Source organism: Sphaerotilus uruguayifluvii, assembly GCF_013294065.1.
In the GTDB taxonomy this organism is placed as follows: domain Bacteria; phylum Pseudomonadota; class Gammaproteobacteria; order Burkholderiales; family Burkholderiaceae_C; genus Sphaerotilus; species Sphaerotilus uruguayifluvii.
Window position 1 is genome coordinate 113,588 of the sequence record NZ_JABSNM010000010.1, and the last position, 19,234, is coordinate 132,821.

A 19,234-nucleotide genomic window follows, 5' to 3' on the forward strand; every position below is an offset into this window, starting at 1 on the left:
GGAAGACGGCCTCAGGACCGCGAGATCAGGACCGCGAGGACAGCGGGCAGGTGTTCAGCCCGATGATCGAATAGAGCGGGCAGCTGCGCAGCAGGCCGGTGGTCAGCGGCACGAGGCCGATCCAGCCCCAGGCGCCGACCGTGCCGGTGGCCGCCAGCGCGATCAGCACCAGACCGACGAGGATGCGCAGGATGCGGTCGAGGCCGCCGACATTGGTCTTCATCATGGCCGTTCTCCAGGGACAAGAGGGATCGGGCGACATGCCCCTTGCAGTATCCCTCCGCAGTACCACTGGAGGATGATCTGGATCATGTTCCGTGGCGTCGGCCGCGGCGCGAGCACGGGCTGCCTAGAATGGCCCCTCCCAGGAGACAGCGCCGACACAGGCCGGAAGGATCGCCGATGAACGCCCCGCAGCATGCCCACCCCACTCCCGTGATCGCGCCGCGCCCGATGCCGGCCGAGATGGTCGACGCGCTGCGCACGCGCTTTGGCGATCGCTGCTCGACCGCGATGGCGGTGCGCGAGCTGCACGGCCGCGACGAATCGCCCTTCGACGTGCCGCCGCCCGATGCGGTCGTCTACTGCGAGAGCAACGAGGACGTGATCGACGCGGTGCGGCTGGCCGACCGCTTCGCGGTGCCGGTGATCCCGTACGGCGTGGGCTCCTCGCTCGAGGGCCACCTGCTGGCGGTGCAGGGCGGGCTGAGCCTGGACCTGTCGCGCATGAACCGCATTCTCGAGATCAACGCCGAGGACCTGAGCGTCACCGTGCAGCCCGGCGTGACCCGCACCCGGCTCAACGAGGAGCTGCGCCACGCGGGCCTGTTCTTCCCGATCGACCCGGGCGCCGACGCCTCGATCGGCGGCATGACCGCCACGCGGGCATCAGGCACCAATGCGGTGCGCTACGGCACCATGCGCGAGAACGTGCTGGCGCTGGGCGTGGTCAGCGCCTCGGGCGAGTGGGTGCGCACCGGCACGCGTGCGCGCAAGTCCAGCGCCGGCTACGACCTCACCCGCCTGTTCGTCGGCAGCGAGGGCACGCTCGGCGTGATGACCGAGATCACGCTGAAGCTCTACCCGCTGCCCGAGGCGGTGTCGGCGGCGATCTGCCATTTCCCCTCGGTCGACGCGGCGGTGCAGACCACGATCGCGATCATCCAGATGGGCGTGCCGATCGCGCGCTGCGAGCTGCTCGACGGCCGCACGGTGGCGGCGGTCAACCGCCACGACCGGCTCGCCCTGCGCGAGCAGCCGATGCTGCTGATGGAATTCCACGGCTCGCCCGCCGGCGTGGCCGAACAGGCGCGCACGGTGCAGGACATCGCCGCCGAGCTGGGCGGCGAGGCCTTCGAGTGGGCCACCACGCCGGAGGAGCGCACCCGGCTGTGGACCGCGCGCCACCATGCCTACTTCGCCGCGCTGCAGACCCGCCCGGGCTGCCGCTGCGTCACTACCGACACCTGCGTGCCGATCTCGCGCCTGGCCGAGGCCATCGGCGAATCGGTCGCCGAGGCCGATGCCGCCGGCCTGCCCTATTTCCTCGTCGGCCATGTCGGCGACGGCAACTTCCACATCGGCTACCTGATCGACCCGACGCGGCCCGAGGAGCGCGTGCTGGCCGAGACGCTCAGCGCGCAGCTGGTCGGCCGCTCGCTGCGCCTGGGCGGCACCTGCACCGGCGAGCACGGCATCGGCCTGCACAAGATGGGCTTCCTCGTCGACGAGGCCGGCCCGGCCGCGGTCGGCCTGATGCGCGCGGTCAAGCAGGCGCTCGACCCGAAGAACATCATGAACCCGGGCAAGATCTTCGAGATCTGATCCCGGGTCCGCGCCGCCTCAGTGCGTCGGCGACGGCACCGCCCAGCGCTTGGTGATGTCGCCCTTGGCGTTGACGCTCTCGAGGTGGACCGCGAAGCCCCACAGCCGCGCGACGTGCTTGAGCACCTCGCTGGCGCTGTCGGCCAGCGGGCGGTCCTTGTGCTGGAAGTGGCGCAGCGTGAGCGACCGGTCGCCGCGCAGGTTGACGTTCCAGACCTGGATGTTGGGCTCGCGGCTGCCGAGGTCGTACTGCTGCGACAGCAGCTCGCGCACCCGGCGGTAGCCGCTCTCGTCGTGAATGGCGGCGACCTCGATCTCGGACTTCTTCTCGTCGTCGTGGATCGCGAACAGGCGCAGGTCGCGCATCAGCTTCGGGCTCAGGTACTGGCCGATGAAGCTCTCGTCCTTGAAGTTGCGCATCGCGTGGTCGAGCGCCGGCAGCCACGGCGAGCCCGCCAGCTCGGGGAACCACTGGCGGTCCTCCTCGGTCGGGTTCTGGCAGATGCGCTGGATGTCGTTGTACATCGCGAAGCCGAGCGCATAGGGGTTCAGGCCGCTGTAGCCGCGGTCGCCCACCTTGGGCTGGTAGACCACGTTGGTGTGCGACTTCAGCCACTCGATCATCACGCCGTCGGTCAGCCAGCCCTCGTCGTACATGGTGTTGAGCAGCTTGTAGTGCCAGAACGTGGCCCAGCCCTCGTTCATCACCTGGCTCTGGCGCTGCGGGTAGAAGTACTGCGCGATCTTGCGCACGATGCGCACCAGCTCGCGCTGCCAGGGCTCGAGCAGCGGCGCGTTCTTCTCGATGAAGTACAGCAGGTTCTCCTGCGGCTCCTCGGGAAAGCGGCGGTTGGCGCTGATGTCGTCGGCCTTCTCGCTGCGGCGCGGCAGCGTGCGCCACAGGTCGTTGACCTGCTGCTGCGCGTAGGCCTCGCGCTCCTTGCGCTCGGACAGCTCCTGCGCGAGCGACTTGCGGCTGGGGCGGCGGTAGCGGTCGACGCCGTGGTTCATCAGCGCGTGGCAGCTGTCGAGGAAGAGCTCGACGGTGTCGATGCCGTGGCGCTCCTCGCAGGCGGCGACGTAGTTCTTGGCGTAGACGAGGTAGTCGATGATCGACGCCGCGTCCGTCCACATCCGGAACAGGTAGTTGCCCTTGAAGAAGCTGTTGTGGCCGTAGGCGGCATGCGCGATCACCAGCGCTTGCATCGCCATCGTGTTCTCCTCCATCAGGTAGCTGATGCAGGGGTTGGAGTTGATGACGATCTCGTAGGCCAGGCCCATGTGGCCGCGGCGATAGTTCTTCTCGGTCGAGATGAACTCCTTGCCGTAGCTCCAGTGACGGTAGTTCACCGGCATGCCGACCGAGGCATAGGCGTCCATCATCTGCTCGGCGGTGATGATCTCGAGCTGGTTCGGGTAGGTGTCGATGCCGAAGCGCGAGGCGGTGCGGCGGATGACCTCGTGATAGCGGTCGACCAGCTCGAAGTTCCAGTCGCTCGGGCCCGGCAGCGGCTCGGCCGGGCGCTCGCCGGCAGGCAGCGGGCCGTCGCGCAGGTCCTTCATCGCGATGAACGGATGGCTCTTCATGCGGCGGCTCCTTCCTTCTTGAACAGGTCGCGGAAGACCGGATAGATCTGGTCGGCGCTGGTGACCTTGCGCATCGCGAAGTGCGGTCCGGCTGTCTCGGACAGCCGGGTGTACTCGTCCCAGAGGTTCTGCTCCGGCTCGGCGACCTGCACGTAGGCGTAGTAGCGGCACAGCGGCAGGATCTTGTTCTGCAGGATCTCGCGGCAGCGGCCCGAGTCGTGGTGCCAGTTGTCGCCGTCGCTGGCCTGCGCGCCGTAGATGTTCCACTGGTCGCTGGGGTAGCGCGCCCGGATGATCTCCTCCATCAGCACCAGGGCCGAGGACACCACCGTGCCGCCGGTCTCGGTCGAGTGGAAGAAGCCCTGCTCGTCGACCTCCTGCGCCTGGGTGTGGTGGCGGATGTAGACGATGTCGATCTTCTCGTAGTGCTTCGTCAGGAAGAGGTAGAGCAGGATGAAGAAGCGCTTGGAGAGCTCCTTGCGCGACTCGTCCATCGAGCCGGAGACGTCCATCAGGCAGAACATCACCGCCTTGGAAGTCGGCACCGGCGTCTTCACCCGGCTGCGGAAGCGCAGGTCGATCGGGTCGAGAAAGGGAATCGCCTCGATGCGCGCGCGCAGCATCTCGATGCGCTCGCGGGTCTGCGCGATCGCGTCGTCACGCTCGGCGTCGGCCGGCTGCTCCAGCAGCGTGCCCAGGTGCGCCTCGAGCTGGTGCAGTTCGCGCCGCTTGTCGGTGCCCAGCGCGATGCGCCGGCCCAGCGCGCCGCGCATCGAGCGCACGACGTGCAGGTTGTTGGGCGTGCCGTCGCTGGTGAAGCCGGCGCGGTGCGACTTCCACTCCGGCGTCTCGGCCAGCTGGGTGCGGATCAGGTGCGGCAGCGCCAGGTCCTCGAAGAAGACCTGCATGAACTCCTCCTTGCTCAGGCTGAAGACGAAGTCGTCCTCGCCCTCGCCGGAGTCGCTCGCCTGGCCCTTGCCGGAGCCGCCGCCCCCGCCGCCGCCCTTCGGGCGCGCGATGCGGTCGCCGGCCACGTACTCCTGGTTGCCCGGGTGGACCATGTCGCGCTGACCGCCCTGGCCGTGGTGGAAGACCGGCTCGCTGATGTCCTTCTTCGGAATGCGGATGTCCTCGCCGCGCTCGATGTCACGGATGCCGCGCCCGTCGATCGCGCGGCGCACGGCCCCCTTGATCTGCTCCTTGTAGCGGCGCAGGAAACGCTCGCGGTTGCCGATCGACTTGTTCTTCCCCGAGAGCCTGCGGTCGATGATCTGCTGCAACATGGTTCACCTTGCGATGTGAGGTCGCCCCGGGTCCCTCCCGGAGCCGGGGCGCCCGGGGGCTCAGCTGGACTTGCGCACGCGCAGGTACCACTCGCAGAGCAGGCGGACCTGCTTGGAGGTGTAGCCCTTGTCGACCATGCGCTGCACGAAGTTCTCGTGCTTCTTGGCCTCGTCCGCGCTGGCCTTGGCGTTGAAGCTGATGACCGGCAGCAGCTCCTCGGTGTTCGAGAACATCTTCTTCTCGATCACCGTGCGCAGCTTCTCGTAGCTGGTCCACACCGGATTGCGGCCCTGGTTGTTGGCCCGCGCACGCAGCACGAAGTTGACGATCTCGTTGCGGAAGTCCTTCGGGTTGGCGATGCCGGCGGGCTTCTCGATCTTCTCCAGCTCGCCGTTCAGGCTGGAGCGGTCGAAGACCTCGCCGGTGTCGGTGTCGCGGTACTCCTGGTCCTGGATCCAGTAGTCGGCGTAGGTGACGTAGCGGTCGAAGATGTTCTGGCCGTACTCGCTGTAGCTCTCGAGGTAGGCGGTCTGGATCTCCTTGCCGATGAACTCGGCGTACTTCGGCGCCAGCAGCTCCTTGATGAAGGCGATGTACTTCGACTCGGTCTCGGCCGGGAACTGCTCGCGCTCGATCTGCTGCTCGAGCACGTACATCAGGTGCACCGGGTTGGCGGCCACCTCGGTGGTGTCGAAGTTGAAGACCTTGGACAGGATCTTGTAGGCGAAGCGCGTCGAGATGCCGCTCATGCCCTCGTCGACGCCGGCGTAGTCGCGGTACTCCTGGTAGCTCTTAGCGCGCGGATCGGTGTCCTTCAGGTTCTCGCCGTCGTAGATCATCATCTTGCTGAAGAGGCTGGAGTTCTCCGGCTCCTTCAGGCGGGTGAGGATGGCGAACTGGCTCATCATCTTCAGCGTGCCCGGCGCGCAGGTGGCCCCGGCCAGCGACGATCCCTTCAGCAGCTTCTCGTAGATCTTCACCTCCTCCGAGACGCGCAGGCAGTACGGCACCTTGACGATGTAGATCCGGTCGAGGAAGGCCTCGTTGTTCTTGTTGTTGCGGAAGGCCTTCCACTCGCTCTCGTTCGAGTGGGCAAGCACCACGCCGTCGAAGGGGATCGCGCCGAAGCCCTCGGTGCCCTTGAAGTTGGCCTCCTGCGTGGCGGTCAGCAGCGGGTGCAGCACCTTGATCGGCGCCTTGAACATTTCCACGAACTCGAGCAGGCCCTGGTTGGCCAGGCACAGGCCGCCGGAGTAGCTGTAGGCGTCCGGATCATCCTGCGCGAAGGTCTCGAGCTTGCGGATGTCGACCTTGCCGACCAGCGACGAGATGTCCTGGTTGTTCTCGTCGCCCGGCTCGGTCTTGGCGATGCCGACCTGCTTGAGGATCGAGGGATAGCGCTTGACGACCTTGAAGCGGCGGATGTCGCCGCCGTACTCCTCCAGCCGCTTCACGGCCCACGGGCTCATGATGCGGTTCAGGTAGCGCGAGGGAATGCCGTACTCCTTCTCGAGCACCGGGCCGTCCTCGGCCGGGTCGAACAGGCCCAGCGGCGACTCGTTCACCGGCGAGCCCTTGATCGCGTAGAACGGCACCTCCTGCATCAGCTGCTTCAGGCGCTCGGCGATCGAGCTCTTGCCCCCGCCCACCGGGCCCAGCAGGTAGAGGATCTGCTTCTTTTCCTCGAGGCCCTGGGCGGCGTGGCGGAAGTAGGAGACGACCTGCTCGATCGCCTCCTCCATGCCGTAGAACTCCGCGAAGGCCGGGTAGATCTTGATGACCTTGTTCGCGAAGATGCGCGACAGGCGCGGATCGTTGCGGGTGTCGATCATCTTCGGCTCGCCGATGGCCTTGAGCATGCGCTCGGCCGCGGAGGCGTAGGCCAGGGGATTGCGCTTGCACTCGGCGAGGTAGTCCTCGATGGAGATTTCCTCCTCGCGGGTGCGTTCGTAGCGAGCGGCGAAGTTGCTGATCACGTCCATTGCAGGCCTCCTGTGAAGTCAGGCGATGGGCGACAGGTCCAGTGTCGCGCCACCAGGGAAGATCTGATGGAGTCCCTGCGACCGATGCCCGGTCCGGGCTCGGAGCCGCGAGGCTCCATCAGAGCTTTCCGTTGGTCTGCTGCAGGCCGCGGGCGACGTCGGGGAGAGGTCACCGTGATGGCTGCTGTGACTCGGCGTGGTCAGCTTCGTTCAACTTGAGCGACGCGGTCCATGAAAGAACCCCGACACGGCACGGCTTTTTCATCTCGCCGCCGCCGGCCGCGCATTCCGTCACTCGGACGGAGGCACGTCGCTGGCTCATGCACCCGGAGACCGGGCTGGATCACCGGGAGTCATGCAAGCGGCGTGCCGCCTGTCGTGCTCTCCCGATTGCATGCAACCTGAGGGACATCCTGACGCATGCGACACAGGCTATCAAGACCCTGGAACAGGTTGATCAGCCTGAAACAAGCCCCCGCCGACCGGGGGGGATCGCCGGGACAGCTCCCGGTCAGCGCTCGGTGATGCCCAGGCGGTCGAGCAGCGTGCCCAGGTCGTCGAGCGAACCGAAGGAGATCGCCAGCTCGCCCTGGTCGCCGCGCTTGGTGCGCTTGCGGATGCGGATCTCGACCGGCACCGCCAGCAGATCGGCGAGCTGCTCCTCCAGGCGCAGCACGTCGCGCGACTTGGCCGGCGCAGCCGCGCGGCCCGCCGGCTCGCCGCCGGCGCGGATCGCCGCGTCCTCGTGCTGGCGCGCGACCAGCTTCTCGGTCTCGCGCACCGACAGCTTGCGCGCGACGATCTCGTTGGCGCAGGTGATCTGGCGCGCCCGGTCGAGCGACAGCAATGCGCGGGCGTGGCCCATGTCGAGGTCGCCGGCGGTCAGCATCTGCTGCACCGGCTCGACCAGGTTGAGCAGACGCAGCATGTTCGAGATGGCGCTGCGCGAGCGGCCGATGGCCTGCGCCGCACCATCATGGGTCAGGCCGAACTCGCTGATGAGGCGCTGCACGCCCTGCGCCTCCTCCAGCGGATTGAGGTCCTCGCGCTGGATGTTCTCGATCAGCGCCATCACCGCGGCGGCCTGGTCGGGCACCTCGCGCACCAGCACCGGCACCTCGGTCAGGCCGGCCAGGCGCGCGGCGCGGGTGCGGCGCTCGCCGGCGATGATCTCGTACATCGGCAGGCCGTCGCGCGGCTCGACCTGACGCACCAGCACCGGCTGCATCACGCCCTGGGTGCGGATGCTCTCGGCCAGCTCGAACAGCGAGCCCTCGTCCATGCGGGTGCGCGGCTGGTACTTGCCGGGCAGCAGCTGATCGAGCGCGAGCGCGCTGGGCAGCGGCTCGCGACCGCCGCGCGCCGGCGCGGCATCGACGACCTGCGGTCCGAGCAGGGCTTCAAGACCGCGACCGAGTCCTTTGGGCTTCTTGGTGACCATCCCGCGATTGTCCGCGATTCAGGGCGCGCCAAGCAGCCGCTGCAGCAGCGCCAGCCCCTCGGGCCAGTCGCCCAGGCCGGAGTCGGCGTTCAGGTGGCCGCGCGGCCCGGCGTCGATGCGCTCGGCGCCCCAGTCGGCGCACAGGCCGGCGGCACGCTCGGGGGTGCAGTACGGGTCGTCCGACGACACCACCGCGATCGACGGGAAAGGCAGCCTCGGCCGGCGCATCGGCCGCCAGTTGTGCAGCTGCGGCGGCATGTCGACCCGCTCGGTGTCGGGCGGCGCCACCAGCAGCGCGCCGCGCACCCGCGCGACATGGCGGCTGTGGTCGGCCCAGGCGGCGACGAGCTGGCAGCCCAGGCTGTGCGCGACCAGCAGCGCCGGGCGCGCGTCGGCCAGCAGCGCCGCGTCGAGCTGCGCCATCCAGTCGCCGCGACGCGGCCAGAGCCAGTCGTCCTGCTCGACGCGCGCGAAGCCGGGGCGCGCGGCCCAGTGCGCCTGCCAGTGGCCCGGGCCGGAATCCTGCCAGCCCGGCAGCAGCAGCACCCGCAGGTCGGCAGGCAGGTCCGCAGGCAGATCGAAGTGCGATGAGGTCATGTGCATGCCGTATTCTTCCGCGTCCAACCGTTCCACAGCTCCCCGAGGAAGAACCCCCATGAAACACACCGTGTTCGTCGACGGTCAGGAAGGCACGACCGGCCTGCGCATCCACGAGTACCTGGCCGGCCGCGACGACATCGAGGTGCTGCGCATCGCCCCGGAGCTGCGCAAGGATGCCGCCGAGCGCGCCCGCCTGCTCAACGCCGCCGACGTCGCCTTCCTGTGCCTGCCCGATGCGGCCTCGAAGGAAGCCGCCGCGATGGTGAACAACCCCCGGACCTGCCTGATCGACGCCAGCACCGCGCACCGCACCGCGCCGGGCTGGGCCTTCGGCCTGCCCGAGCTCTGCGCCGGCCAGCGCGAGCAGCTGCGCGCCGCCAAGCGCATCGCCAATCCCGGCTGCCATGCCAGCGCCTTCATCCTGCTGATGCGCCCGCTGGTCGACGCCGAGATCGTGCCGCCGGCGCTGGCGGTCAGCGCGACCTCGCTGACCGGCTACTCCGGCGGCGGCAAGAAGATGATCGAGCAGTACGAGGCCGGCGGCGACCCGAAGCTGGCCTCGCCGCGCCCCTACGCGCTGGGCCTGGCGCACAAGCACATCCCGGAGATGATGGCCCACACCGGTCTGGCGACCAAGCCGCTGTTCCTGCCGGTGGTCGGCCCCTTCTACAAGGGCCTGTCGGTGACGGTGCCGCTGCACCTGGCGCAGCTGTCGGGCGGCGCCTCGGCCGAGCGCATCCACGCCGCCTTCGCCGAGCACTACGCCGGCGAGCGCTTCGTGCGCGTGATGCCGCTCAACGACGCCGCGACGATGGAGCACGGCTTCTTCGACGTGCAGGGCTGCAACGACACCAACCGCGTCGACATCTTCGTCTTCGCCAACGGCGACCAGGTGCTGCTGATGGCACGCCTGGACAACCTCGGCAAGGGCGCCAGCGGTGCGGCGGTGCAGTCGATGAACGTGCACCTGGGCGTCGACGAAGGCCTGGGCCTGTGAGCTGACGCTGCGGCGCCAGACGAAAAAAAGCCCGGCGATGCCGGGCTTTCGTTCTTTCGGGGACCGTGCAGCCGGTCCGCCGAAACCAGGATCAGGACAGCTGGTCGCTGATCAGCTTGGTCATCTCGAACATCGAGACCTGATCCTTCTTGAAGATCTTCTTCAGCTTGGCGTCCGCATTGATCATGCGCTTGTTCGCCGCGTCCTGAAGGTTGTGCTGCTTGATGTACTCCCAGACCTTCTTGGTGACTTCGGTGCGCGGCATCGCGGCCTTGCCGATCACGGCCGCCAGATCCTTCGAGGGAGTCATCGGCTTCATGAAGGCGGCGTTCGGCTTCTTCGCGGGAGCGGCTGCGGGTGCCTCGACGGCCGGTGCTGCGGCGACAGCGGTTTCTTGGGCGGGAGCCTTCTTTGCGGCGGCCTTCTTGGCAGTTGCCATGTGTGTTTTCTCCGTCTTGGATGGTGATGTGCCGGCGTCGGCACTGCGGGCGAATGGTACTGCGCCCCTCGGGCATTGAGAAGGCGGCTGTCATCAAAACAGCGGGGCCATCCTGGCGCTGTCCCGGCACGCACCGCCGGGTGGCGCCGGGTGACGCGACGGCGGTGCGGACGTGGTGCGTAGTATCACGCACGGGGCCGCCGGCTGCCGGCGGCACACTCACGCTGCGCGTGACGCGCGGCCGCTCCCGGCGGCATGTCCCGACGGAAAACAGACGAGACAACCTCCGAACCGACTCGAAAGAACGAAGCCGACCATGAACCTTGCCGACTCCACTTTCTGGATCGCCCTGCTGAAGATCATCTGGGTGAACATCCTGCTGTCCGGCGACAACGCCGTCGTCATCGCGCTGGCCGCGCGCAACCTGCCGCCGAAGCAGCAGCGCATGGCCATTCTCGGCGGCAGCGGCGCCGCGATCGTGCTGCGCGTCGTGCTGACGATCTTCGCGGTGCAGATGCTGCAGTACCCCTACCTGAAGCTGGTCGGCTCGGTGCTGCTGGGCTGGGTGGGCGTGCAGCTGCTGGCCGGCGGCGACGACGATGGCGACATCAAGGCCAGCGACTCGATCATGACGGCCATCCGCACCATCCTGATCGCCGACCTGGTGATGAGCCTGGACAACGTCATCGCGGTGGCCGCCGCGGCCGACACCGCGCCGGTGGAGTTCCGCATGGTGCTGCTGGTGCTGGGCCTGGGCCTGTCGATCCCGCTGATCATCTTCGGCAGCACGATGCTGCTCAAGCTGATGGAGCGCTTCCCCGTCATCATCACGCTGGGCGCGGCGCTGCTGGGCTTCGTCGCCGGAGAGATGGCGCTGAGCGATCCGTCGCTGTCGCGCTGGGAAGGCTCGCTGCATGCGGTGGCCATTCCGTTCAGCCTAGCCTGCGCGGCCATCGTCGTCGGCATCGGCATGTTCCTGGGCCGTCGGGCCAGGTCCGAGACGATCGCCGGCTGAAACCGGGCGGACCGTCTTTTCCACTTCAATGCCGAATTGAGGTGGTTCGGGCCGCCTGACGGCGCCTCATCGCGGGCTGGCGCTGCGATACTGTCGGACCACACCGACACAGCACTCCAGCCCGCCCGACCACCATGCCCAGCGCCCGCCCGCCCATCTGGACACAGGGACGGAGCACTCTCTTGCTGATCGCCGCCGTGCTGGCCGCCGCGGCGATCGTCGAGACGCGCACGCCGCTGACGCGCGGCGTGCAGCGCTGGCTCCATGACCGCGCCGTATCGGGCGCGCGCCCGGTGACCGACAGCTCGGTCGCGGTGATCCTGATCGACGCGGCCAGCCAGGCGCGGCACGGACCGCTGCCCTGGCGGCGCGACCTGCATGCCCGGCTGATCGACCGGCTCGGCCACGCCCGCGTCATCGTCGACACCGAAGGCCTGACCGGCCGCGAGAGCGAGCAGGCGCTGGCCGAGCTGCAGAACATTCACGCGGCGATCGCCTCCGACCCGGTGCTGTCGCGCCACCCCGAGCTGCCGGCGCTGCTCGAGCGCAGCGAGGCCAGCCTCGACGGCGACGGCCGGCTGGCGCAGAGCCTGGAGCACAGCGGCCGCACGCTGCTGGCGCTGGCCGCCCCGGGCGACGCGGCCGCGCCGCTGGCCAGCCTGGCCGAGGCCGCCGCCGGCGTCGGCCACGCGGTCCCCGGCGCCGACGACGACGGCGTGCTGCGCAGCCACCCGCTGCTGCGCACGGGCGCCGACGGGCGCCCGGTGGCATCGATCGCCGCGCTGGCCGCCGGCCTGCACCGCGGCCGCAGCGCCGCGCAGGTGCTGGCCGACCTGCAGGCCTGCCCGCCGCTCATGGCCGGCCAGCCGCTGCCCGCCGACGCGCAGGGCCAGCTCGCCGCGCTGTGGCCGCGACATGACGGCCAGCTGGGCAGCCCGCTGGTGGTCAGCGCCCGCGAGGTGCTGGCCGGCGACGCCGCGGTGCTCGCGCGGCTGGACGGCCGCATCGTCGTGATCGGCCGCGAGGAGCCGACCGAGCCGCGCTGGCGGCTGCCGAGCGGGCGCGACATCGGCATGCCCGAGGCGATCGCGCGGCTGAGCGCCACCTTCGTGCAGGACCGCTGGATCACCACGCCGCCGGCGGCGCGGTGGCTGCCCTGGCTGCTGCTCGCCGCCGCCGGCCTCTATCTGGCGCGCGTGCTGCCGCGGCTGACGCGCAGCTCGGCGCTGATGCTGACCAGCTCGCTGTGCCTGGCGCTGGCGCTGGCGTCGCACCTGCTGCTGGCCTGGGGCGGGATGTGGATCGCGCCGACGCTGCCGATCCTCGCGCTGGGCGGCGGCCATCTGGCGCTGTCGCTGGCCGACCGCTGGCAGCGGGCACGCCGTCGCCGCCATGTGCCGGTGCTGCCGCCCTCCGCCGCGATGGCCGACACGGTGATCACCACCTTCGAGGCCGAGGCGGTGGCGGCCGACAGCCGCCACGACAGCCGGCATGACACGCAGATCGACACCCAGGCCGATCCGGCGACGATCTCCGAGGCGCCCGACACCGTGGTGATGCTCGAGGACAGCACGCAGCCGCCCGCGACGCCGGCCGACGAGGCCGCGTTCCCGAAGACGCAGCCGCTGCTGCGCCCGGAGACGCTGCGCGCGCAGCCGCCCGCACCGGCGCCCGTCGCCGTGCCGCCGCCGGCCCCCGTGCCCGCCCCGCCCGCCGATCCGGCGCTCGAGGCGACGCAGCCGCTGACCCGCGAGGAGCTCGCCGCCTGCCTGTCGGCGCCGCCGGTGTTCCGCGAGCCGCCGCTGCTGTCGGAGCGGGTGCGCACGCTGCCGCGGCTGGGCCCGTACCAGCTCGAGCGCGAGCTCGGTCGCGGCGCGATGGGGCGCATCTACCTGGCCCGCCACCATGACAGCGGCCAGGAGGTCGCGCTGAAGACGCTGGCGCTGGCGCGCGAGTTCGACGGCGTGGCGCTGCAGGAGGCCCGCCAGCGCTTCCACCGCGAGGCGCGGGCGGCGCGGCGGCTGTCGCATCAGGACATCGTGCAGGTGATCGACGTCGGCGAGCAGAACGGCGTGGCCTTCATCGCGATGGAGCGCCTGACCGGCCACGACCTGAGCCATCACCTGCTGCACGACCGGCTGCTGCCGGTGCGCACCGTCGTGACGATCGCGACGCGCATCGCGCGGGCACTGGCCCACGCGCATGCCCAGGGCGTCATCCACCGCGACATCAAGCCGGCCAACATCATGGTCGACCTCTCGCGCGACCAGGTGAAGGTGACCGACTTCGGCATCGCGCGCATCGTCGACTCCAACCGCAGCCACACGCGCACCGGACTGGTGCTGGGATCGCCGTCCTACATGTCGCCCGAGCAGCTCGCCGGCCGCGAGCTCGACGGCCGCAGCGACCTCTACGCGCTGGGCGTGCTGATGTTCCAGATGCTGACCGGCGACCTGCCGCTGTCCGGCCACACGATGAGCGAGCTGATCGGCGCGATCGCGCGCACGCCGGCGCCGGACGTGCGCACGCTGCGCCCCTCGCTGCCCGAGAGCCTGGCCGAGGTCATCGGCATCCTGCTCGAGAAGCGTCCGGAGCTGCGCTACCGCGACGGCAACGACCTGGCCGCGGACCTGCAGGTCGTGGCCAGCCAGCTGCGCCCGCGCCTGCAGCCGCCCCGCCCGGCCCGGACCGAGCCCGGATCGGTGCAGGAATGCGCGCCCGGTCCCTCCAGGGACCGGGTCCGGAGCGCGCCACCGCCGCCGGCCGCGGCACAATCCCGTCGCTGAACGAACCATGGACCGTCCGCGCGCCCTAGCCATGACCCTCGAGTTCCACTCCGCGACCGACCGCGGCCGCATCCGCTCCAACAACGAGGACTCGATCGCCGTCGTCGAGCCGGCCGGCCTGATGGTGCTGGCCGACGGCATGGGCGGCTACAACGCCGGCGAGGTCGCCAGCGGCATGGCCACCGCCTTCATCGAGCAGGAGCTCGGCCGCTGGCTGCAGGAGGCCGGCGACGCCGACGACCAGGCGGTGAGCAACGCGATGGATGTCTGCGTCGACAACGCCAACCGCTCGATCTTCAATGCCGCCCACGCCAATGCGCAGTACGCCGGCATGGGCACCACGCTGGTGCTGGGCGTGTTCCGCGGCAGCCGGCTGCTGCTCGGCCACATCGGCGACTCGCGCGGCTACCGCTGGCGCGACGGCCAGATCCAGCAGCTCACGCGCGACCACTCGCTGCTGCAGGAACAGATCGACGCCGGCCTGATCTCGCCCGAGCAGGCCGCCTACAGCCACCAGAAGAACCTGGTCACCCGCGCGATGGGCGTCGAGGACGTCGTGCTGCTGGAACTGCACTCGCATGCGGTCCATCCGGGCGACTGGTACCTGCTGTGCTCGGACGGTCTGTCCGACATGCTCGACGACGCCCGCATCGCCGAGGTGCTGCGTTCCAGCCCCGACGACGTCGGCAAAGCGGCACAGGCACTGGTCGACGCCGCCAATCAGGCAGGCGGACGGGATAATATTGCCGTGATACTGGTCGCCGTCCGCGCCTGTGCCTCGCCCGGCCAGCCGTGGTGGCCCTTTCGGCGCTGAGGATCAGGGGACAAGGATCCCGGTCGCCAAGAACACAGAGGTCGCTCATGCCCAAACTCGTCGTTTCGCTGGACGGAGTCGTCATCAAGGAGGTTCAGCTCACCAAGGACAAGACGACCTTGGGCCGCCGTCCCTACAACGACATCGTGATCGACAACCTGGCGGTCAGCGGTGAGCATGCCGTGCTGCAGATGGTCGGCCACGATGTCTACATCGAGGACCAGAACAGCACCAATGGCACCTACATCAACGGTCGCGCCGTCAAGAAGCAGCTGCTGCAGCACAACGACACGATCGAGATCGGCAAGTACAAGATCAAGTACCTCGTCGAGGACAGCTCCGACTACGAGAAGACGATGATCCTGAAGCCGGGACAGATGCCGTCCGGCATGGCCACGCGCCCGACCGCGCCGATGCCGGGGCACTTCCCGGCCTCCGGCTTCGGCGGACTGGCCGCCGGCACCGTGCCGCAGGCCTCGATCCGCGTGCTCTCGGGCGCGGCGGCCGGCCGCGAGGTGGTGCTGACCAAGGTCGTCACCACCGTCGGCAAGCCGGGCGTGCAGGTCGCCTCGATCACGAAGCGCCCCGGCGGCTATGTCTTCGCCCATGTCGAGGGCAATGCGCGGCCGACCGTCAACGGCATGCCGGTGCACGCCGAGCCGGTGCACCTGAAGGACGGCGACGTCATCGAGCTGGCCGGCACGCAGATGCAGTTCGTGCAGCCCTGAGCGGCGCGCGACGCGGTCTCCGGTCACGTGGCCTTGTTCACGTCGTCCGCTCCCCGGATTCACGGGGAAGGGCAAGCAGTGCGGAAGTGCGCAGCAGCCGGCTTGCACCGGCATGACGTGCCGGGCAGCATGGCCGCCTGTCCTGCCTGCCCTCCTCACCTGGAATCCTGATGAACCTGCGTGTCCTTGGCTGCTCGGGCTCGATCGCCCTCGACAACCGGACCACCTGCTTCCAGCTCGACGAGCATGTCCTCGTCGACGCGGGAACCGGCGTCGGCGACCTGACGCTCGACGAGATGGCCGGCATCGACCACATCGTGCTGTCGCATTCGCATCTGGACCATGTGCTGGGCATCCCGCTGCTGGCCGACAGCGTCATGCAGCATCGCCTGGCGCGCCCGGATTTCCGCCCGATCCAGGTCCACGGCCTGCCCGAGACGCTCGACGCGCTGCAGCGCCACCTGTTCAACAACGTCATCTGGCCGGACTTCACCCGGCTGCCGACCCGCCAGCGCCCGATCCTCGAGCTGGTGCCCTTCGCGATCGGCGACCGGCTCGAGCTGGCCGGCCTGACGATCGAGGTGCTGCCGGCGCACCACACCGTGCCGGCCTGCGGCTTCGCGGTCGACACGCCCTCGGGCTGGTGGGTCTACACCGGCGACACCGGACCGAACCCGGCGCTGTGGGAGCGCCTGCGCGGCCGTCCGATCGCGCAGCTGGTCATCGAGACCGCCTTCAGCGACGAGGAGCGCGCCCTGGCCGAGGTCAGCCGCCATCTGTCGCCCTCGATGCTGGCCGAGGAGCTGTCCCGGCTCGACCTGGACTGCGACACCTCGGTCGCGATCACCCACGTCAAGCCCGGCGAGATGGCCGCGGTCACCGGCCAGCTCGCGACCCTCGACATCCGCATGCCGGTGTTCGCCCTCACCCGCGGCGAACGCTACCGGTTCTGACGCCCGACGACGCTCACAGCCTCAGCGCGTCCCAGCCGGTGCGCACGATCAGCAGGCTGACGACGACGATGAAGATCACGCGCACGAAGCCTGCGCCGTGACGCAGCGCCAGGCGCGCGCCCAGCAGGCTGCCGCCGACATTGGCCACCGCCATCGCCGCGGCCACCGGCCACCAGACATGCCCCTTCGAGGCGAACAGCACGATGGCCGCCAGATTGGTCGCGGTGTTGAGCAGCTTGGCGCCGGCCGAGGCATGCAGGAAGTCGTAGCCCAGCGCGCGCACCAGCAGGAAGACGAAGAAGCTGCCGGTGCCCGGCCCGAAGAAGCCGTCGTAGAAGCCGATGCCCGCGCCGATCGCGCAGCCACGCAGCGCCTCGCGCCGCGGCGGCAGGTGCGGCGCATGCACGCGGCCCAGGTCCTTGCGCCACAGCGTGTAGAGCAGCACCAGCAGCAGCACCAGCGGCAGCGCCTTGCGCAGCCCGGTCGCCGGCACCTGCGTCACCAGCCAGGCTCCGGCGAAGCTGGCCAGCAGCGCCGTGACCGCCGCCGGCGCCAGCGTGCCCCAGTTCATCGTCACGCGCCGGGCGTACTGGCTGCACGCCCAGGCGGTGCCGCCGATCGCGGCGGCCTTGTTCGTGCCGAACAGCGTCGCCGGCGGCGCGCTCGGGTGGACCGCGAACAGCGTCGGCAGCAGGATCAGGCCGCCGCCCCCGACGATGGCGTCGACAAAACCGGCCAGCCCGGAGGCCAGCATCACCCAGAGCAGATCGAGCATCAGGACAGGACAAGGCAACAGTCCGGCGACAGGCCGCGGACAAACAAAAAGGCACCGGGATCAGGGATCGCCGGTGCCATCGAATTGTCTCATCGCGCCACATGGCGCCGAATCTTATGGAGCGTCTGAGTGGTGCCGCCGGATGTGTTGTGGTGTGGGGCGGCGTTTGTTGTCGCGCTACGGTGAACCAGTCTCCTCAGTCCCTCGCTCCTGCCCGCCTGCCCCCTCGGGGGTGGCGTCTGCGAGTGGCGAGACTGTAGGGTTTCGCCACAATTCGCCATATCCGGGGTTTCCCGCACCAGAACAGCGCAGTACCCAACCGGAACGCGCATTTTTGTCGTCATCGCTCACGAAACTTGTGCATCGTCAAGAATCCAGCCCGCCGCCCGCTCCGCGATCATCAGCGTCGGCGAGTTGGTGTTGCCGCTGGTGATCGTCGGCATCACGCTGGCATCGACCACCCGCAGGCCCGCCACGCCACGCACGCGCAGCCGGGTGTCGGTCACCGCCATCGCGTCGTCGTCGCGCCCCATCCGGCAGGTGCCCACCGGATGGAAGATCGTCGTGGCGATGTCGCCGGCCAGCCGGGCCAGCTCCTCGTCGCTCTGGTACTGCACGCCCGGCCGGTACTCCTCGGGCTGATAGGGCCGCATCGCCGGCTGCGCGACGATGCGCCGCGTCACGCGCAGCGAGTCGGCCGCGACCTGGCGATCCTCGGGCGTCGACAGGTAGTTCGCGAAGATCGCCGGCGCGTCCTCGGGCCGCGGCGAGGTGATGCGCACATGGCCGCGCGAACCCGGATTGAGGTTGCACACGCTCGCGGTGAACGCGTTGAAGGCATGCAGCGGCTGGCCGAAGGCGTCGAGCGAGAGCGGCTGGACGTGGTATTCGATGTTGGGCCAGTCGAACGCCGCCGACGAGCGGGTGAAGGCGCCGAGCTGCGAGGGCGCCATGCTCATCGGGCCGGTGCGGCGCAGCAGGTACTCCAGGCCGATCATCGCCTTGCCCCAGGGCGTGGCCGCACGGGTGTTCAGCGTGGTCGTGCCCTGCACCTTGTAGACCGAGCGGATCTGCAGATGGTCCTGCAGGTTCTCGCCGACGCCGGGCAGCGCGTGGCGCACCGCGACGCCATGGCGCTGCAGCAGCTCGCCTGGGCCGATGCCCGACAGCTGCAGCACCTGCACGCTGCCGATGCTGCCGGCGCTCAGCAGCACCTCGCGGGTGGCGGTGACCGTCTCGACGCCGGCCGGCGTCACGACCTCGGCGCCGGTGCAGCGCAGCCGGCCGTCGGCGCCCGGCTCCAGCGTCAGTCGGCGCACCTGCGCACCGGTCCACATCTCGAAGTTCGGGCGGCCGTAGCAGGTCGGGCGCAGGAAGGCCTTGGCCGTGTTCCAGCGCAGGCCCGACTTCTGGTTGACCTCGAAATAGCCCACGCCCTCGTTGCTGCCGCGGTTGAAGTCGTCGGTGGCCGGGATGCCGGCCTGCTGCGCGGCCTGCGCGAAGGCGTCGAGGATGTCCCAGCGCAGCCTCTGGCGCTCGACCCGCCATTCGCCGCCGTGACCATGCAGGGCCTTGAACTCGGCACCGGCCTGCGCGGCGTTCGCGGCGTCGAGCCGCCAGTGGTTCTCGTGCTGCCGGAAGGCCGGCAGGCAGTGTTCCCAGCGCCAGGCCGCGTCGCCGGTCAGCTCGGCCCACTGGTCGTAGTCGCGCGACTGGCCGCGCATGTAGATCATGCCGTTGATGCTGGAGCAGCCGCCCAGCACCTTGCCGCGCGGATAGCGCAGCCGGCGGCCGTTCAGGCCCGGGTCGGCCTCGGTCTGGTAGAGCCAGTCGGTGCGCGGGTTGCCGATGCAGTACAGGTAGCCGACCGGAATGTGGATCCAGTGGTAGTCGTCGCGGCCGCCGGCCTCGATCAGCAGCACGCGCCGGCGCGGGTCGGCGCTGAGGCGATTGGCGAGCAGGCTGCCGGCCGAGCCGGCGCCGATGATGATGTAGTCGAATGCAGGCAT

At 69.5% G+C, this 19,234-nt stretch carries 16 protein-coding genes; 7 read left to right on the forward strand and 9 right to left on the reverse strand.

Annotated features, from left to right (window positions below):
* Positions 1 to 25: 25 nt before the first annotated feature.
* Complete coding sequence (locus tag HNQ01_RS12805; RefSeq protein WP_173805871.1) at positions 26 to 223, reverse strand: YgaP family membrane protein; 198 nt, start codon at positions 221 to 223, stop codon at positions 26 to 28.
* Positions 224 to 402: 179 nt separating this feature from the next.
* Between HNQ01_RS12805 and HNQ01_RS12810 the strand changes: the two genes are divergently transcribed.
* A complete protein-coding gene (locus tag HNQ01_RS12810) occupies positions 403 to 1,824 on the forward strand; it encodes an FAD-binding oxidoreductase (RefSeq protein WP_173805835.1) in 1,422 nt (473 codons plus the stop codon).
* Between the two features lie 18 nt (positions 1,825 to 1,842).
* Here HNQ01_RS12810 and HNQ01_RS12815 read toward each other — a convergent pair whose 3' ends face one another.
* The 5 genes from HNQ01_RS12815 to HNQ01_RS12835 all read right to left on the reverse strand — a co-directional run bounded on the left by HNQ01_RS12815 (position 1,843) and on the right by HNQ01_RS12835 (position 8,715).
* Positions 1,843 to 3,411 carry a SpoVR family protein gene (locus HNQ01_RS12815; protein ID WP_173805836.1) on the reverse strand — a complete coding sequence of 523 codons (1,569 nt, stop codon included), beginning with the start codon at positions 3,409 to 3,411 and terminating at the stop codon, positions 1,843 to 1,845.
* A complete protein-coding gene (locus HNQ01_RS12820) occupies positions 3,408 to 4,694 on the reverse strand; it encodes a YeaH/YhbH family protein (protein ID WP_217427527.1) in 1,287 nt (428 codons plus the stop codon). The genes HNQ01_RS12815 and HNQ01_RS12820 overlap by 4 nt, the downstream gene beginning before the upstream one ends.
* Positions 4,695 to 4,754: 60 nt before the next feature.
* The gene (locus HNQ01_RS12825) at positions 4,755 to 6,677 is read right to left on the reverse strand and encodes a PrkA family serine protein kinase (RefSeq protein ID WP_173805837.1); all 1,923 of its coding nucleotides are present in this window, start codon (positions 6,675 to 6,677) and stop codon (positions 4,755 to 4,757) included.
* A 511-nt stretch (positions 6,678 to 7,188) separates the two neighbouring features.
* Positions 7,189 to 8,118, reverse strand: coding sequence for a ParB/RepB/Spo0J family partition protein (locus HNQ01_RS12830; RefSeq protein ID WP_173805838.1), 930 nt, complete (start codon positions 8,116 to 8,118; stop codon positions 7,189 to 7,191).
* Positions 8,119 to 8,136: 18 nt separating this feature from the next.
* On the reverse strand, positions 8,137 to 8,715 hold the full coding sequence (locus HNQ01_RS12835) for an RBBP9/YdeN family alpha/beta hydrolase (RefSeq protein ID WP_173805839.1): 579 nt from the start codon (positions 8,713 to 8,715) through the stop codon (positions 8,137 to 8,139).
* 58 nt (positions 8,716 to 8,773) lie between these two features.
* On the opposite strand from HNQ01_RS12835, the gene argC reads away from it, so the two are divergent.
* Positions 8,774 to 9,715 carry an N-acetyl-gamma-glutamyl-phosphate reductase gene (argC, locus tag HNQ01_RS12840; protein ID WP_173805840.1) on the forward strand — a complete coding sequence of 314 codons (942 nt, stop codon included), beginning with the start codon at positions 8,774 to 8,776 and terminating at the stop codon, positions 9,713 to 9,715.
* A gap of 91 nt (positions 9,716 to 9,806) precedes the next feature.
* Here the strand turns inward: argC and HNQ01_RS12845 are convergent, their stop codons facing one another.
* Entirely contained in the window at positions 9,807 to 10,154 is a 348-nt protein-coding gene (locus HNQ01_RS12845) for an SWIB/MDM2 domain-containing protein (RefSeq protein ID WP_173805841.1), read from the reverse strand.
* Positions 10,155 to 10,470: 316 nt separating this feature from the next.
* Between HNQ01_RS12845 and HNQ01_RS12850 the strand changes: the two genes are divergently transcribed.
* From HNQ01_RS12850 to HNQ01_RS12870, 5 genes are all read left to right on the forward strand, one after another.
* Positions 10,471 to 11,169 (forward strand): TerC family protein, encoded by a 699-nt coding sequence (locus HNQ01_RS12850; RefSeq protein WP_173805842.1) that lies wholly within the window; start codon positions 10,471 to 10,473, stop codon positions 11,167 to 11,169.
* Between the two features lie 182 nt (positions 11,170 to 11,351).
* Positions 11,352 to 13,955: a serine/threonine-protein kinase gene (locus HNQ01_RS12855; RefSeq protein ID WP_173805843.1), complete on the forward strand. Its 2,604-nt coding sequence runs from the start codon at positions 11,352 to 11,354 to the stop codon at positions 13,953 to 13,955.
* A gap of 31 nt (positions 13,956 to 13,986) precedes the next feature.
* Positions 13,987 to 14,769, forward strand: a complete 783-nt coding sequence (locus HNQ01_RS12860; RefSeq protein ID WP_173805873.1) for a Stp1/IreP family PP2C-type Ser/Thr phosphatase — start codon at positions 13,987 to 13,989, stop codon at positions 14,767 to 14,769.
* A gap of 47 nt (positions 14,770 to 14,816) precedes the next feature.
* Positions 14,817 to 15,497, forward strand: coding sequence for an FHA domain-containing protein (locus tag HNQ01_RS12865; protein ID WP_173805844.1), 681 nt, complete (start codon positions 14,817 to 14,819; stop codon positions 15,495 to 15,497).
* Positions 15,498 to 15,667: 170 nt separating this feature from the next.
* Positions 15,668 to 16,450: an MBL fold metallo-hydrolase gene (locus tag HNQ01_RS12870; protein WP_173805845.1), complete on the forward strand. Its 783-nt coding sequence runs from the start codon at positions 15,668 to 15,670 to the stop codon at positions 16,448 to 16,450.
* A 13-nt stretch (positions 16,451 to 16,463) separates the two neighbouring features.
* Here the strand turns inward: HNQ01_RS12870 and HNQ01_RS12875 are convergent, their stop codons facing one another.
* Together HNQ01_RS12875 and HNQ01_RS12880 are read right to left on the reverse strand one after the other, a co-directional pair.
* Complete coding sequence (locus HNQ01_RS12875) at positions 16,464 to 17,225, reverse strand: sulfite exporter TauE/SafE family protein (RefSeq protein WP_173805846.1); 762 nt, start codon at positions 17,223 to 17,225, stop codon at positions 16,464 to 16,466.
* 347 nt (positions 17,226 to 17,572) lie between these two features.
* The gene (locus tag HNQ01_RS12880) at positions 17,573 to 19,234 is read right to left on the reverse strand and encodes a GMC family oxidoreductase (protein ID WP_173805847.1); all 1,662 of its coding nucleotides are present in this window, start codon (positions 19,232 to 19,234) and stop codon (positions 17,573 to 17,575) included.

What these genes read in the sequence shown, in the direction of transcription:
- HNQ01_RS12805 (WP_173805871.1), bottom strand. Translation starts at nt 223, where the DNA reads ATGAAGACCAATGTCGGCGGCCTCGACCGCATCCTGCGCATCCTCGTC.
- HNQ01_RS12810 (WP_173805835.1), top strand. Translation starts at nt 403, where the DNA reads ATGAACGCCCCGCAGCATGCCCACCCCACTCCCGTGATCGCGCCGCGC.
- HNQ01_RS12815 (WP_173805836.1), bottom strand. Translation starts at nt 3,411, where the DNA reads ATGAAGAGCCATCCGTTCATCGCGATGAAGGACCTGCGCGACGGCCCG.
- HNQ01_RS12820 (WP_217427527.1), bottom strand. Translation starts at nt 4,694, where the DNA reads ATGTTGCAGCAGATCATCGACCGCAGGCTCTCGGGGAAGAACAAGTCG.
- HNQ01_RS12825 (WP_173805837.1), bottom strand. Translation starts at nt 6,677, where the DNA reads ATGGACGTGATCAGCAACTTCGCCGCTCGCTACGAACGCACCCGCGAG.
- HNQ01_RS12830 (WP_173805838.1), bottom strand. Translation starts at nt 8,118, where the DNA reads ATGGTCACCAAGAAGCCCAAAGGACTCGGTCGCGGTCTTGAAGCCCTG.
- HNQ01_RS12835 (WP_173805839.1), bottom strand. Translation starts at nt 8,715, where the DNA reads ATGACCTCATCGCACTTCGATCTGCCTGCGGACCTGCCTGCCGACCTG.
- argC (WP_173805840.1), top strand. Translation starts at nt 8,774, where the DNA reads ATGAAACACACCGTGTTCGTCGACGGTCAGGAAGGCACGACCGGCCTG.
- HNQ01_RS12845 (WP_173805841.1), bottom strand. Translation starts at nt 10,154, where the DNA reads ATGGCAACTGCCAAGAAGGCCGCCGCAAAGAAGGCTCCCGCCCAAGAA.
- HNQ01_RS12850 (WP_173805842.1), top strand. Translation starts at nt 10,471, where the DNA reads ATGAACCTTGCCGACTCCACTTTCTGGATCGCCCTGCTGAAGATCATC.
- HNQ01_RS12860 (WP_173805873.1), top strand. Translation starts at nt 13,987, where the DNA reads ATGACCCTCGAGTTCCACTCCGCGACCGACCGCGGCCGCATCCGCTCC.
- HNQ01_RS12865 (WP_173805844.1), top strand. Translation starts at nt 14,817, where the DNA reads ATGCCCAAACTCGTCGTTTCGCTGGACGGAGTCGTCATCAAGGAGGTT.
- HNQ01_RS12870 (WP_173805845.1), top strand. Translation starts at nt 15,668, where the DNA reads ATGAACCTGCGTGTCCTTGGCTGCTCGGGCTCGATCGCCCTCGACAAC.
- HNQ01_RS12875 (WP_173805846.1), bottom strand. Translation starts at nt 17,225, where the DNA reads ATGCTCGATCTGCTCTGGGTGATGCTGGCCTCCGGGCTGGCCGGTTTT.
- HNQ01_RS12880 (WP_173805847.1), bottom strand. Translation starts at nt 19,234, where the DNA reads ATGCCTGCATTCGACTACATCATCATCGGCGCCGGCTCGGCCGGCAGC.